The organism is Klebsiella sp. RC2, from assembly GCF_014192815.1.
In the GTDB taxonomy this organism is placed as follows: Bacteria; Pseudomonadota; Gammaproteobacteria; order Enterobacterales; family Enterobacteriaceae; genus Klebsiella; species Klebsiella variicola.
Window position 1 is genome coordinate 1 of record NZ_JACHYL010000003.1, and the last position, 14414, is coordinate 14414.

A 14414-nucleotide genomic window follows, 5' to 3' on the forward strand; every position below is an offset into this window, starting at 1 on the left:
GTGCAGTTCGCCAAAATCATGGGGGCACGCGTTATTGCGTTAACGTCAAATGATGTAAAAGCACAGCTATTGTCGGCGCTTGGTGCCGATCATGTGATCAATTACCAACATTATCCTGAATGGTCAGTAAAAGTCCGGGAACTGACACAAGGCAGGGGGGTTGACCGTATTGTGGAAATTGGCGGGCCGGGAACCTTAAATCAGTCTTTACTCTCCGCAGCGCCGGGAGGGGAAATTGCTCTGCTGGGCTTTGTTGCACAGGGAAGTGCATCAGTCGATTTTATGACTTTGTTCAAAAGTGGCGCAACTGTAAGACCTTTCAGTGTTGGTAGCCGCGAGGATTTTATCGCTATGAATCGGGCGCTGGTAAAAAGTCAGCTTCAGCCGATTATAGACAGGGTATTCGAGTTTGAACATGCTGTTGAAGCATGGCGATATTTTGAAAGCCAGCAACATACTGGCAAAGTGGTCATCACGATGAATTGAAGCAGAAAGAGCCCTGGTGCCCACTAAAGGCCGGGGCTTATGCCATAAGAGCAGACAGGTTTGTTCGTCGATGATGATTTCCTGCAGTTAAACGCCTCACCTCGATATTGTCTGCGTTTTACGAACTTCCGTTTTTCACTCATAGCGGACCTTCAAATCAGTTAGTTTGTCCGCTCTGTGCCAGGAGCGGACATTAAAATCAAAACCGATGGCAAGCTCACCGAGCATGACATTATGCTTGCGCTGCTTTGTAACGTACTTCCAGCTTATCCAAAAAGCCAAAAAGTACTTGATTCATTTCACTGTAATCGTGTGCCCGGAGCGCTTCCGGCGTGTCAACGAAACGATATTCTGCTGCACGGCTCAGGTCTTTCTCAGAATGAGCGATCAGCCGTTCTACAACGTCCAATGTGAGCTCCATGTGGCACTGGAAACCAAAGACGCGGTCTGAATAGGCAACAATCTGCCGCGGACAGCCTTCGCTGTAAGCAATAATTTTAGCCCCCGGCGTCAAACCTGGCATATCGTTATGCCAGTGACCCACTTCCAGTGTTTTCCCAAAGTGAGAGAACATCTCATCCTTCCCGCCGTCTTCGGTCAATGTGATCGGGAATTTACCAATCTCTTTTTCCGGGCTATGAGAGAACGGCGCGCCCAGCGCTTCACCGATTAGCTGTGAACCCAGGCAGATACCGATCACCGCCTTACCGGTTTTAACCGCGGAAGCAATCAGCGCCTGTTCCGCTTTAGCATTAAAGTGCGGGCACGCTTCAAGTGTGGTGTCCGGATCTTGCGGACCGCCCATAACGATAAGAAAATCGATGCCTACGGCGTCATCAGGTAGCCGATCGCCCGCATAGACGCGTGAGTAAGTTACATCATGACCCTGGTTTATTGCCCAGGTTTCATATGCGCCCGGGGCTTCAAAACTTTCATGTACGATAAAGTGTACGCGCATGAGGATAAGCTCCTGTAATATCTTTGATGATCAGAATGATAAGTCACGCACCCATTGCCTAAGGCTCTACTCCGGGTGGTTCCAGTTCCGATATGATAATGGCAGGGGCTAAATCTGAAATGCCAGGTAGTATAGATAAAGCGCCAAGACATGATGAGGCCACAGGCTGGTCCAGTACTGCGATAAGCTATCAACGCGGCGAGGCAGATCCTCCCCATCATCATGTTGAGGGGCAGCTACTCTTCGCCACCAGAGGGGTTATGCTGGTGCAAACAGAGAGCGACCGTTGGGTGATCCCTCCTCAGCGGGCATTATGGCTACCGCCTTTGCATATCCATAGTTACCATCTGCTTTCACAAACTGATCTCAGGGCGATCTATTTCAGCAGTAGCCTTATCGCAGAATGTACGAGCTTTACGAAGAGTCAGCAGGTACATGTGATCACGGCTACGCCGTTAGTCAAAGAGCTTATCGCTGGGCTGTTCAGTGAGGACTACGCCAGACCGAGTCAACGGAAGATAGCTTTGTTGCTTCTGGAAATTCTCAGCGAGGCTCCACCTTTAACGATGGCGCTTCCCATGCCGAATGATGAGCGATTATTTAGCGCGGCCAGATCGCTACTGGTCAATCAGCGCTGGGAGGCATCGCTGAGCGAGCTGGCTTTTATGTCGGCCATGTCGGAACGGACCTTTTCCCGATTGTTTATGAAGGATACAGGCTTTAGTTTTAGAACATGGAAGCAGAGAGCCAGAATTTGCGCTTCGTTGGATCTTCTCGCGAACGGCGTTCCAATCAAACAGGTCGCTTACCAGCTTGGTTTCTCATGCCCGGCGGCATTTACCGCTGCTTTTCGCTGCATTCTGGGGTCAACGCCACGCGATTTTGTGCCTTAAACCGGGAAACCCTCAAAGCGGTCTTTGAGACTGTCATGGGCATATTACCAGACGCAGAAACCCTGCGAGGGTAGGGGTATCCCGCCTTTGCTGTTGAGAAAGGTAGTTTAATTTGCACCCGATACACTCTCATTGATTAAAGCACGGAGTGGAGATTACTGCGGTCCACAGTTCTGACAAACCGTGAAAGAGAAGGCCTGCGTGAAGAAAAAAGGTGTCGCGATACGTGATGAAATTACCTTATGACAGACCTTACGGTGATTTACGGCACCGGGTGGATTCCGGACGCTGTGAGCCGACTCATTGCTACGAAGCCTGATTCTGCTGTACCTCAGGCCATATGATAGCCTGCGCAACAATCACATCCTGCCCATTAATGCGTCCAGGTGAGTACTCCCGGGCCCTGGACATCCCCTGTGTGCCAAAAGCGGAAGTAGGCTGAAGATAAATTAGCGTTGATGCTAATCGTGGGTTCTGCAGATGGGTAGAAATTGATAACTTAGGATGCAAGTTCGTCCCGCTCTTTCTGCAGTTTTCATCGAGGGGATATTCTCCGGAATAATTGTGCCCATATACAAAGATAGTTCCGAATCGGAATGATTTAATAATCGGTACAGCAGGCGTTGCGCTCGGGCCGACAATGATCGACCACGAAAAGCAGGAAGTATTACTTTGTCAGTAATACGATATCCTCTCAGAAAAGCGAGGTTTCCTTTCTGGCATATTAGCAACCCGGCGCGAACATCGTTTTCATAGATAATATATACTTCTCTCTCAGAAATATGGTCACACAACTCTTCGTCATCAACTGCTACCAAATTACTTGCAGACAGTTCACGAACTGTCTGCCATGTATGCTTATAGGCATCGCCCAGAGCCTGACAACACCAGTCAAAATCTTCGTATGTCGCCACTTGCAAAGTAAGAGATTTATCATTGAATTCAGGGGGTTCAGAAAAAGACGTGGCATATATATACTGGTCGGGAATACCCTGCGGGAAGGACTGGCCTGGCACAAGAATGCGGACATACTGAGCTCTGAGTTGTGACCATTCCTTACTAATGAGTTCTAATGCAGTATGATTTAGGTCAGAATCCATACCTACAATATCAATAAAAGGTTTGTTAATATTTCCGCCCTGATAACGGGGGCCAGTAAGAAATTGCTTTCCATCAATTTTGAGTTTTCGTTGTAAAAAATATTCCTGACATAATCCAGTTTCTCTCCAGGGAAATCGCGCCGAGAAACTTCTGTCTGTACACCTCGATTCCTGCTCTGACAACCATTGTTTTAACCATGAACGTAGAGTAACTTCAGGCACAGGTAGCCTGGCATATTGAGATAGCATGTAAGATAGCATAAAAATATTTTACCCTTGGATGTAAAAATGTTTTTTTAAACAAATCAGAATAGTTCTACTCTCATTTTATTACCAATTATAGCTGGCACGTCCGCTCCTTGCTCAATGCGGACCTTTAGCTCGACAGCTTGTCCGCTCCGCGCCAGAAGCGAACAGTGTTATCAGTGGTCAGTGATAAAACGTCAACCCGTTGACCTTGTCTCACAGCACTTCAACCACTTCAAATTCTTCTGCGATCAACTCCATATCTTCAGAAAAATGACCTTCAGAGCTGAAAAATCTCTGATGCTCTCTCTTCCAGTATTCAAGGCTTAAATCGCCTTCACCTTCTTTGCGGGCGAACGCTTCTGTGACATCACAAAAACGAACCAGCTGCATCGAAATCAGTCTGATCACGCAAACTGGAACATTCTGGCCATCAAGAATAATGTGATAACTCCCTATCCTCGGAGCAGATTCTTCCTGCTGGTAAGAGGCAAAAGATCCGCAAGAGGCCGTTTTGATCCCTTTTTTGATCAGTTCCGCAAGCTCGTTAGCCAGCTCCGGACTGTCACCCATTTGCCAGGCGTCTGCGCTGGGATACTTCTTTTTTATTTCCTCAACCTCAACCATGAAAATCCCTTCGTTATCGTCAATGAAAAGAAATGGCATACCTTTTTTAACAAGAGCGGTCCCAACATTATCAGCGATATCTTTCTTTAGATAGTGTGGTCCGTTCTTCGCTCAAAACAGACCTTAAGGGCATTTAACGCGTTTGCTCTGTGCCAGAAACGTAAGTTAACTTCAAGACGAGCCATAAAGTCGCCTGTCTTATTCAGACTGCCAGTAAAGCGGTGAACCGAACGCGTCCAGGTAGTAATCGATAATCGCCCGCACGTTCAGTGGAGGGTGGCGGGCATTCGGATAGATTGCCGCGATGTGCTGTGGCTCCGTTTTTATGGATGTATCCAGTTCCGGCAGCAGTCCGACCAGCTCTCCGCTCTTCAGCCGGTCTCCAATCAGCCAGTCAGGAAACAGCACAATCCCCATCCCCCCGAGTGCGGCAATCAGCAGGGTTTCCGCATTATTCGATGACATCAGGGGCGAGACGGGATAGTGCACCCATTCCTCTCCGCGCCTGCGCAGCAGCCATTGGTTTGGTCCTGATGAACCGCGATAGACCAGGCATTGATGTCGCGCGAGCTCTTCGGGTGATCCCAGCATGCCGTGCCGGCGGATGTAATCCGGTGACGCGGCAAGATGATAGAACTGCTGGCCAAACACGCGCGCATGAAAGGCGGAATCCGTCAGCACGCCAATCCGGAAAATCACGTCAGCCGGCTCCCGGTGCGGATCGATGTAATCATCCGTCAGCGTAAGCTCAATACTAAGCTTCGGGTATCGCTCCGTCAGGCCGGGTAACGCGGGTGCGACATGGCGCTGTCCAAAGAACACCGGTGCGTTTATGCGGACCATTCCGGAAGGCTCAAGCGTTCTCTCATTGAGTTCCCGCCGCGCCTCCTCCATGCTGCCCGTCATCGCACGCGCATAGCGGATAAAAAGATGGCCGCTTTCCGTCGGAATTATAGCCCGGGTATTGCGGTAAAAAAGCTGCTGCCCGAGCACATCCTCCATCTGATGGATGACGCGTGATACCTGAGAGGCCGATATCCCTTCCCGCCGGGCCACCACAGAGAAATTCTGCGTTTCATAAACGTCTATAAAAATCAGCAGGGCGCGAATACTGATGTTCCCAAGGCCATTCATTAATGCATATCCTGCACAGGTGTTTATCTCATTATGGCATTTTTCTCATCCATGTTAAGTCGTAATCTTCTCCGCCTGGACTTTGGGAGACAGATTACTATGCAACTAATATTGATTTTTATCGTCATTGCCGGAGGCATGGGACTGTCCATAGAGGCAGGATTGCTCGGGCCACTGGGTGGGGAGGTCGGTGACCTCTGGGCTACCTTCAGCATATTTGGCGTGGGCGCGGCGCTGACCTTCCTGCTGATGCTTTTTTTCAGCCCGCGTAACAGCCCGTCATTCTTTGCGCAACCAGCGTGGCAGCTACTTGGCGGCGTGCTTGGGCCGATTTACGTCATCATCCTGACCGTGGTAACGCCGGCAATCGGCATCGCCATGACTATGATCGGCATCCTGGCAGGCCAGGTGTTCAAGAGCCTGATTATTGATCACTTCGGTCTGCTCGGTACGTCGCGCCGGAAAATTGACAGTAAGCGTATCATTGCGCTGATTTTCATCATTGCAGCGCTGGTTATGGTTGCACAGGGGTAAAGTAACATTATGACTATTATCATGATTCTGCTCGCCGACGCCGGTGGCGCCATGCTGAGTATCCAGGCGGCTATCAATGGCCAGCTGGGCAGCAAGGTCGGCGTATTCAAAAGCGCGTTCCTGACATTTTCTATCGGCGCCCTGGTGACGGGGCTGCTGATCTTCTTCTTCGAACCCAAACACACCCTGACGTTGATGGACGTGCCTAAATGGCAGCTGCTGGGCGCAATGTTTGGCGTACCGTATATCGTTATTATGGTACTGGCCGTCCAGCGTATTGGCGCGGCAGTGGCTACGGTCGCTGTCATTTTTGGCCAGTTAACCATGAGCATGCTGATCGATAACTTCGGCTGGCTTGGCAATGCGTCGATTCCATTCTCGATGAGCCGTCTCGGCGCCATTGTCTGCCTGGGTATCGCGCTGTTCTTCATTTACTCCAGCAGTAAGTCAAAAGCCGCAACGGCGAAAACTCCCCGGCAGCAGGAGAACGCTAACACATAAGCCCGGCCAGTTCAGGTGTTCTCTCTGAAGAGTGCCAGAAATATCCTGACACTCTTCAGGTGTTACACAGCGGTGCCTTGGGCATATTACAGGGACAGAAACCCGGTGCGGGTAGGGTTTATCCCGCTTTTGCTGTTGAGAAACGTCGTTTAATTCGCATCCGGCAACGGTTGAAATTTGTAAGACATGTCACATTTTAAAAAAAATCCAAAGTAAGCTATTGTAAAACCCTCCTACAAAATATTTAAATACACGGGCAGAACGACAGGCGTGTAACTGGTAAAACAGGCAAGACCTGAGATGAGCGATGAATTTAGACCTATTCATTGCTCATCTCAGGTCTTTTTTTTTGCTTCTGGGGTGGCAAATGGATTCCAAAAAAACAGCGCAGAAAATACGTAAATTGAACAGCGGGGCAAGCAATTTTGAACATATTGAACATGGTTCTACCCGACGACAGCTTAGCTTAAATGAAGAAAAACACTACTCCGGATAATCCAAATAGCGTCAAGCTTACTTTTATCGGGCAGGGCAGTCATTTGGGTTCATTTGTAAAAACAGAACTGTTGTGACGAGATAAGACAAGAGAAGTCTCCGTTCACGTTGCGAATCGGCACAGTTAAAGGAGTGACAAGAAGCAAATAATTTTTTTGAAAACAATTTTTCATTTCAGAACTCAATATTAATGTTAAGCATCGATCCATTTCGCTGGAGTCAAATAGCTATGAAATGATCAGGCTAAATAGGCTTGCTTACTATATATATTTCTACCCTGGGAAGGTGAGGTATGATTTTATTTTAATATACGCTTTACCCCTGTAATCTACATGAGAATTTTAAAATATGAACAAGACTATTCTATTTTGCCTTATCTCTGCCATGTTCAGCAATGCTTATGGACAGAGTTTAACAGTGGAAGAGAGACTGGCTTTGCTTGAAAAACAACTCCAGGAAAACACTGCAGAATTAAAAAGTACAAAAGCAGAATTAACCAGGTATAAGCAAGCTGATAAAACAAACAGAAACCCGGTCAGCTCAGCAGATGAAAAGATTCAACCAACAACAAATTCTGCCTCTTCAACTGTTGCAGTAGCATCCAGTAATAGCAACCAAACAGGTAATAGTGCCACAACTAAAGTTAATAATGATCTTACGTTGAAAGAAATTAGTGACTTTGTTAAAAACGATATTGGTTTTTCGTACAATGGCTATTTCCGTTCTGGTTGGGGAACGGCTAATCATGGATCGCCAAAAGAATATGCTATTGGATCTCTTGGCCGTTTCGGCAATGAATATACATCATGGTTCGATCTTCAACTCAAGCAGAAAGTGTACGACCAGGATGGTAAAACTGCACATGCTGTTGTTATGCTGGATGGTAATGTGGGTGAGCAATACAACAATGCAGTCTTTGATAAGGATACAGAGAGTAACTTACAATTTTCTGATATCTATCTCACGACGAAGGGATTTCTTAATTTTGCCCCTGAAGCTGATTTTTGGGTAGGTAAGCACTATCTGCCTAAGTATGAGATACAGATGCTTGACTGGAAAAGCGTCAGAACAGAAAGCGGAGCAGGGCTCGGTATAGAAAACTGGAAAATGGGTCCAGGCAAATTTAACGTTGCTGTAGTGCGGCAGGACCTGAACGCGCGCGCTCTTGATTATGATACATCAGGAAATTCATTACAGATCAATACGAATGCGCTTGATATACGTTATCGTGAAATTCCCTTATGGGATAAGGCATCATTAGAACTAGATGGGCGCTATAACATGGCAAACAAATCAGACGTCGTGAAGTCAGGGGAGGCTGATGGTCAGTATTATCATGTAAAAGATGCCTGGCTGGTAGGTGCGATTTTAAGGCAGAAGTTTGACGCAGGGGGTTATGACGAATTAACCCTGCAAGCTGCCAATAATTCTATTGCCAGTTCTTTTGCAAAAATTTCTGGAGCAAACCCAACATTTGGGAGTGGTGATAATTATTATGGAAATCACACAAATGGCAAGGCATTCAGAATAATTTCTCAAGGGGAATTTTACCCCACGGAAAACACTATTGTTGCACACGCACTAGCATATTCAAATGGTAATGATATATTTAGCTATGATACTGGTGCTCATACAGATTTTGAAAGTTATCGAAGTGTCATCCGTCCCGCTTATATCTGGGATAAATTCAACCAGACCGGGGTAGAACTCGGATGGTTTAGACAGGATAACAAAACTCAAGAGCAGACATATAGTGAATCCGGTTACAAAACAACATTGTATCATGCGCTCAAAGTTAATACATCAATCCTAACCTCAAGGCCAGAAATTCGGTTCTATACAACGTATATCCGGGCAAACCAAAACGAGATATCGAATTATACATTCAACGATAATAAAAAAGATCAATTATCTATTGGCGCTCAGGCTGAGGTGTGGTGGTAACTATCGGTTAATATAAAGGAAATATAATACAGGAAGAAAATACTCCTGGGAGGGTTTTTATATCGTGGTCATTTACGAGGATTATTATGTGATAACTATCACATTTTGACAAAAGATGGGTTAATTTTATTGCCTGTAACTATGTATATAGTATATTGTTGGCGAATATGTAGTACAGGCGTGTAACTGGTAATGCAGGCAAGACCTGAAATTCTCCCCCTCATTTGGGGTGAGAATTTCAGGTCTTTTTTTTTGCTCATGAGGCAACTTATGGATCATCTAAATACTGGGCGTACAATTCTCAAATTAGTCGGCGGAGCAGGCAACATCGAACACATTGAACATTGCTCAACCAGATTACGCTTAAGCTTGTATGACAATGCTAAAGTTGAAGTGTCTGACCTCAAAAAATTACCTGAGGTAATGGGTGTCGTGACAAATGTGCAGTGTCAGATAGTCATTGGCAAAGACGTTGTTAAAGTGTTTGATGCGATTAGATCGTTAATGGCTAATGATGCTGACGCGAAACAGAAACCCGTAACCAAGAAAAAATGGAATGCATGGTTGATTGATTTTGTTATCAGTATCTTTCAACCACTCATACCTGCAATTGCAGGTGGCGGCGTGCTGAAATCCATTTTAATTATTTTGAATATGGCTGGATGGCTGACTAAAGACAGTTCGACATATCAAATTTTGGACTGCATCGGAACCGCGCCTATTTATTTTTTACCCTTACTTATCGCCATCACTACTGCGAATAAGCTTAAAGTTAATCCATTAGTTGCATTGACTGCTGTCTCAGTCTTGTTGTTGCCCACATTTACTACCCTGGCAAAACAAGGCGCAACGTTAATGACTTTCGATATTACGAACGTCTCTTATGCAGCGCAGGTGTTTCCCGCAATTCTTTGTGTTCTTTTTTATGCACAAACGGAATCTCTTTTTAATCGTTATACGCCTAATGCATTACGTGGTTTCTTATCGCCCATGTTATCGCTGGTTACGACGGTCCCCGTCACATTGCTTATCCTTGGACCATTAGGTTTTGAAATGGGTTCTCTGTTAACGCATCTGATCCTTTGGATGCATGGCAAATTTGGATTCATCGCAACAGGCTTACTTGCGGGCGGACTGCCATTTATTGTAGCGGCCGGTATGCATAAACCTTTCCTCCCTTATGCCATAATGTCAATGGGGCAAACGGGTAAAGAATCTTTGTATAACCCAGCTTCCTTAGCTCACAATATCGCTGAAGCAGGAGCCTGCCTTGCCGTTTCGCTAAAAAGTAAAGATAAAATGTTTAAAGGGACTGCTCTTTCCTCTGGAATATCAGCGCTGTTTGGCATTACTGAACCTGCACTTTACGGTATTACTTTACTGCATAGGCCAGTACTGATCTCCGTGATGCTGGGGGCAATGGTCGGTGGCTCCTTCATGGGATTTATGATGGTCTCAGCTTATGCAATAGTAGCGCCGAGCCTTGCCAGTATCTCAATTTTTGCGTCACCGGATAATCCAACCAGTTTCATATATGCAATCATCGGCGCACTTGTTTCATTCTGCCTGGCATTTTTATCAACATTATTCTTCTGGAAAGAAAAAACGACAACGCCCCATGCAGAGGAGGACATGTCCAAATTTGAGAAGACTGAAGTCACTGCTAATCCAGTCTTAATGAATGACTTTACCTTTACCAGTCCGGTTGAAGGGAAAGTCATCCCCCTGACAGAGGTAAACGACGATGTATTTTCTTCAAAAATCATGGGGGATGGTATCGCTATCGTTCCAACGGTGGGAGCACTCTATGCACCTGCCGATGGCGTTATTGAGCATGTGTTCGAAAGTGGCCATGCAGCCAGCATGATGACTACCCATGGAGTAGAGGTTATCTTTCATATAGGAATTGATACGATACAAATGAACGGTCAAGGCTTTCACCCGAAAATTACAGATGGCCAACTCGTTAAAGCGGGTGAACTATTAATCGAATTTGATATTGATGAAATAACTAAAGCGGGTTATGACCCAGTTGTAATAATGGTTATTACCAATAGCGATCGTTTTATGATGAAGCCGTCGAACGATCATACCAATACACTCCAGCAGTTTAATATTTTTTCATTAAAAGAGGCTTAATATTATGTCGAAATCTATTCTTCCCAAGAATTTTTTATGGGGTGCAGCCATTGCAGCCAATCAGGCAGAGGGTGCATGGAACGTTGACGGCAAAGGGCCTTCCGTTGCAGATGCAGTTGCCTATAAGGCGCATCTGAGCACGAGCGATTATGCCGGCCATATGGCCGTATCTGATCAAAACGTGAGTGATGCGCTTGAGGGGAAGAATGATCAAAATTACCCTAAACGCAGAGGCATAGATTTTTATCATCGTTACAAAGAAGACTTAGCGCTTTTTGCCGAAATGGGTATAAAAGTCCTGCGCGTATCAATCGCATGGTCACGAATCTTCCCTACAGGTGAAGATGAGCAACCGAATGAAAAAGGATTACAGTTCTATGAAAATATGTTCACTGAAATGCGCAGACTTGGCATTGAACCATTGGTTACGCTCTCACATTATGAAATGCCATTAGCATTGAGTGAGAAATATAATGGCTGGGTCCACCGAAATGTTGTTGATGCGTTTGTACGCTATTCAAATGTGTGCTTTGACCGTTACAAGAATTTGGTACGTTACTGGTTGACATTCAACGAAATTGATAGCATTCATCGGCATCCTTTTACGACAGCGGGTGTCCGCGAAGAGAAAAGTCTACCGGGAGAAAGCACGCAGGATATTTATCAGGCGTTGCATCATCAGTTTGTTGCTTCGGCCTTAGCGACAAGAGACTGCCACGAAAAGATACCTGGCAGCCAGGTCGGATGTATGCTTACTAAGTTAACAACGTACCCACTGACCTGTCATCCTGCTGACGTGGAAGCCACTCTGAAAAAAAATCTCGAAAACTATTTTTATTCAGATGTTCAGATTAAAGGCGAATATCCACCATTAATTAAGCGGGACCTGGAGCTGCGGAATATCAAGATAAAAATGCAGCCGGATGATTTGGAAACGTTACGTCGCTATACTGTAGATTTCCTTTCATTCAGTTATTATATGTCCATCACGGAATCTGTTCAGTCCGATGCAGAGCGCACGGCAGGAAATACTATCATGGGTGTAAAAAACCCTCATCTACCGGCTTCTGAATGGGGATGGCAAATAGATCCTGTAGGGCTTAAAATTTCGCTACTGGAGCTTTACGATCGATATCAAATCCCTTTATTTATTGTTGAAAACGGGTTTGGGGCAAAAGATACAGTGGTTGATGGGAAGATTCATGACGATTACCGTATTAATTATTTCCGTGCGCATTTTGAGCAGATGATTGAAGCTGTCAAAGAAGGTGTCGATTTAATAGGGTATACGAGTTGGGGAACAATTGATATTATTAGTGCTGGCACGTCGCAAATGACCAAACGCTATGGTTTTATTTATGTAGATCAAGATGACGAGGGGAACGGTTCTTTGAATCGGTTACGCAAAGACTCCTTCTATTGGTATCGCAAGGTTATAGCGACGAACGGGACTGATTTAAGTTAATCATTGCTACCGCGGGAACTGAGATGAAAGTTAAAAAGTCCTTAAATAACAGCATGCTGCTTGCTGAGAATGACGGAAAAGAGATGATACTCTTTGGCAAAGGTATCGGTTTTAACACCAAGCCAGGGACAATTATCGACTTGCAAAGTGTCGAACAGGTCTTTATGCCTTTGGATACCCTCAAGTCGCGACATTATCTGTCACTAACGGACACAATTCCCGCGGATTTCTTTGAGATCACTCATGAAATTGTTAAGATGGCTCAAGCTCATTACAGCGAAAAGCTTAATTCAGTTTTACTATTCACCCTCGCGGAACACTTGCATTTTGCTGTTGAACGCTGTAAGACAAATACGAACGTTGCGAATAAACTGACCTGGGAAATAAAGCGTTACTATCAGAAAGAGTATAGCATTGGCGAGCTGGCAAGAGATTTGGTATCAGCTAAGTTTGCGGTGAGTCTTCCTGATGACGAGGCTGTACACATTGCTTTTCATATTATCAATGCAACTTTTCAATTTGATGAGACTAACGCACATAAGCAAGTAGAGTTAGTTAACAGAATTGCTGAAATTGTTCGTTATAAACTCAATCAAAATATTGATGTGAATTCAATTCACTATGCCAGATTTATTACGCATTTAAGATATTTCGCTGAAAGGGTATTAAATAATAGCCTTGCAACAGAAGAAACTGACGACTTCTATAATGAGTTAATTCGTTTCCATCCAAAAGCGATGGTGGTTGCTGAGGTGATTCGTGACTTTATAAAAAGCAATTACGCCATTGCTATTCCTAATGATGAACTTACCTGGTTAGGTATACATATCAGTAAACTCAGTAAATATTCAAAGTGAAATTTTAGTTTGGGAACAGGAGATAGGTCAGAGGTTGATGCCATGGCGATAAGATGATTCACTCTGGAGCACTCATCTTCGTTTACGTAGCGCATTAAGCAGCGCCTGTGTGGCATCAGAAGACGTTCCGGATGGCGAACAAACCAGTCCAAACTCACGATGAATAGCCGGCGTCACTGGCACCACGCACAGGTTGCGTAAGATCTCCGGCAGGGCGGATTCCGGTACCAGCGCGACGCCCATCTCTTCGCCGACCAGTTTACAGGCGCTTATCCAGTCGCGAACCGTCACGCGGATATCAGAGAGTTGCAACCCGGCCTTTTCCATCAGGCTTTTGCCATTCACGACACAGCCGCCCGTCGCCAGAACAAAGGGCTGGTCCGCCAGCGCCTTTAACGTTATGCCATCAGCTCTCGCATGCTGTGCCAACCGATGGCTGGCGGGCAGGACCGCGACCCATGCATCCTGTCCTAGTACCACCTCTGCACGTCCGGGAACGGGATTCATGACCACACCAAGTTCAACGGTGTCTGCGGCAAGCCACGCTTCGACTTCTTCGTCAGAGCCTTCCAGCACAACAACGTCAATACCCGGATGCAGGCGCTTAACGTCGCGCAGCAGGCCGGGCAACAAGGTAGACGTCACGGAGGGAAAACTGGCCAGCCGAATGCGCCCGCGGGTGACGTTCCGGCCCTGATCAGCCAGTTCGCGGATGGCGTTCAGCTGCGAAAGCATGTTTCTGGCATGTTCAACCACCTGCTCACCCAGGGCGGTAATCCCGATGTATCGTCGCTCACGGGTAAATACCGGAAAGCCCAGAGAAGCCTCCAGCTGGGCAATGGCCTGGCTGGCGCCGGACTGGGTCATGCCTATCTCCTCGGCAGCGCGTGAGATATTGCCAGCATCCGCTACGGCTACCAGCAGGCGCCAGTGTAAAAGATTCATCATGATTATCAGTAGCTCAGCTAATAGTTCTTTTCTATATCATTAATTTTACAGTGCGATCGGCGTTAAATACAGTGTGCTGAGGATCGT

13 protein-coding genes are annotated in these 14414 nt (G+C 46.1%); 8 read left to right on the forward strand and 5 right to left on the reverse strand.

The window, feature by feature from the left end:
- On the forward strand, positions 1 to 486 hold a 486-nt coding region (locus FHW76_RS09570; RefSeq protein ID WP_183476587.1), incomplete at its 5' end, for an NAD(P)-dependent alcohol dehydrogenase.
- 232 nt (positions 487 to 718) lie between these two features.
- Here the strand turns inward: FHW76_RS09570 and FHW76_RS09575 are convergent.
- Positions 719 to 1444 (reverse strand): type 1 glutamine amidotransferase, encoded by a 726-nt coding sequence (locus FHW76_RS09575; protein ID WP_038422586.1) that lies wholly within the window; start codon positions 1442 to 1444, stop codon positions 719 to 721.
- A 92-nt stretch (positions 1445 to 1536) separates the two neighbouring features.
- Here FHW76_RS09575 and FHW76_RS09580 point away from each other — a divergent pair, with 92 nt between their 5' ends.
- Entirely contained in the window at positions 1537 to 2337 is an 801-nt protein-coding gene (locus tag FHW76_RS09580) for a helix-turn-helix domain-containing protein (RefSeq protein ID WP_171831340.1), read from the forward strand.
- Positions 2338 to 2798: 461 nt separating this feature from the next.
- Here FHW76_RS09580 and FHW76_RS09585 read toward each other — a convergent pair whose 3' ends face one another.
- From FHW76_RS09585 to FHW76_RS09595, 3 genes are all read right to left on the reverse strand, one after another.
- Positions 2799 to 3698 carry a hypothetical protein gene (locus FHW76_RS09585; protein ID WP_077270165.1) on the reverse strand — a complete coding sequence of 300 codons (900 nt, stop codon included), beginning with the start codon at positions 3696 to 3698 and terminating at the stop codon, positions 2799 to 2801.
- Positions 3699 to 3899: 201 nt separating this feature from the next.
- Complete coding sequence (locus FHW76_RS09590; protein ID WP_165787458.1) at positions 3900 to 4256, reverse strand: ASCH domain-containing protein; 357 nt, start codon at positions 4254 to 4256, stop codon at positions 3900 to 3902.
- Positions 4257 to 4508: 252 nt separating this feature from the next.
- On the reverse strand, positions 4509 to 5444 hold the full coding sequence (locus FHW76_RS09595) for a LysR family transcriptional regulator (RefSeq protein ID WP_038422584.1): 936 nt from the start codon (positions 5442 to 5444) through the stop codon (positions 4509 to 4511).
- 99 nt (positions 5445 to 5543) lie between these two features.
- On the opposite strand from FHW76_RS09595, the gene FHW76_RS09600 reads away from it, so the two are divergent.
- The 6 genes from FHW76_RS09600 (at position 5544) to FHW76_RS09625 (ending at position 13379) form a co-directional block, all read left to right on the forward strand.
- Positions 5544 to 5978: a DMT family transporter gene (locus FHW76_RS09600; RefSeq protein ID WP_004151877.1), complete on the forward strand. Its 435-nt coding sequence runs from the start codon at positions 5544 to 5546 to the stop codon at positions 5976 to 5978.
- Positions 5979 to 5987: 9 nt separating this feature from the next.
- Positions 5988 to 6479 carry a DMT family transporter gene (locus FHW76_RS09605; protein ID WP_183476589.1) on the forward strand — a complete coding sequence of 164 codons (492 nt, stop codon included), beginning with the start codon at positions 5988 to 5990 and terminating at the stop codon, positions 6477 to 6479.
- Positions 6480 to 7322: 843 nt separating this feature from the next.
- Positions 7323 to 8918, forward strand: a complete 1596-nt coding sequence (locus FHW76_RS09610) for a carbohydrate porin (RefSeq protein ID WP_183476591.1) — start codon at positions 7323 to 7325, stop codon at positions 8916 to 8918.
- Positions 8919 to 9188: 270 nt separating this feature from the next.
- On the forward strand, positions 9189 to 11057 hold the full coding sequence (locus FHW76_RS09615) for a beta-glucoside-specific PTS transporter subunit IIABC (RefSeq protein ID WP_183476593.1): 1869 nt from the start codon (positions 9189 to 9191) through the stop codon (positions 11055 to 11057).
- Between the two features lie 4 nt (positions 11058 to 11061).
- Complete coding sequence (locus tag FHW76_RS09620) at positions 11062 to 12522, forward strand: glycoside hydrolase family 1 protein (RefSeq protein ID WP_012541669.1); 1461 nt, start codon at positions 11062 to 11064, stop codon at positions 12520 to 12522.
- Positions 12523 to 12545: 23 nt separating this feature from the next.
- Positions 12546 to 13379 (forward strand): PRD domain-containing protein, encoded by an 834-nt coding sequence (locus FHW76_RS09625; RefSeq protein ID WP_183476595.1) that lies wholly within the window; start codon positions 12546 to 12548, stop codon positions 13377 to 13379.
- 72 nt (positions 13380 to 13451) lie between these two features.
- Here FHW76_RS09625 and FHW76_RS09630 read toward each other — a convergent pair whose 3' ends face one another.
- Positions 13452 to 14327, reverse strand: coding sequence for a LysR family transcriptional regulator (locus tag FHW76_RS09630; protein WP_183476597.1), 876 nt, complete (start codon positions 14325 to 14327; stop codon positions 13452 to 13454).
- Positions 14328 to 14414 lie beyond the last annotated feature (87 nt).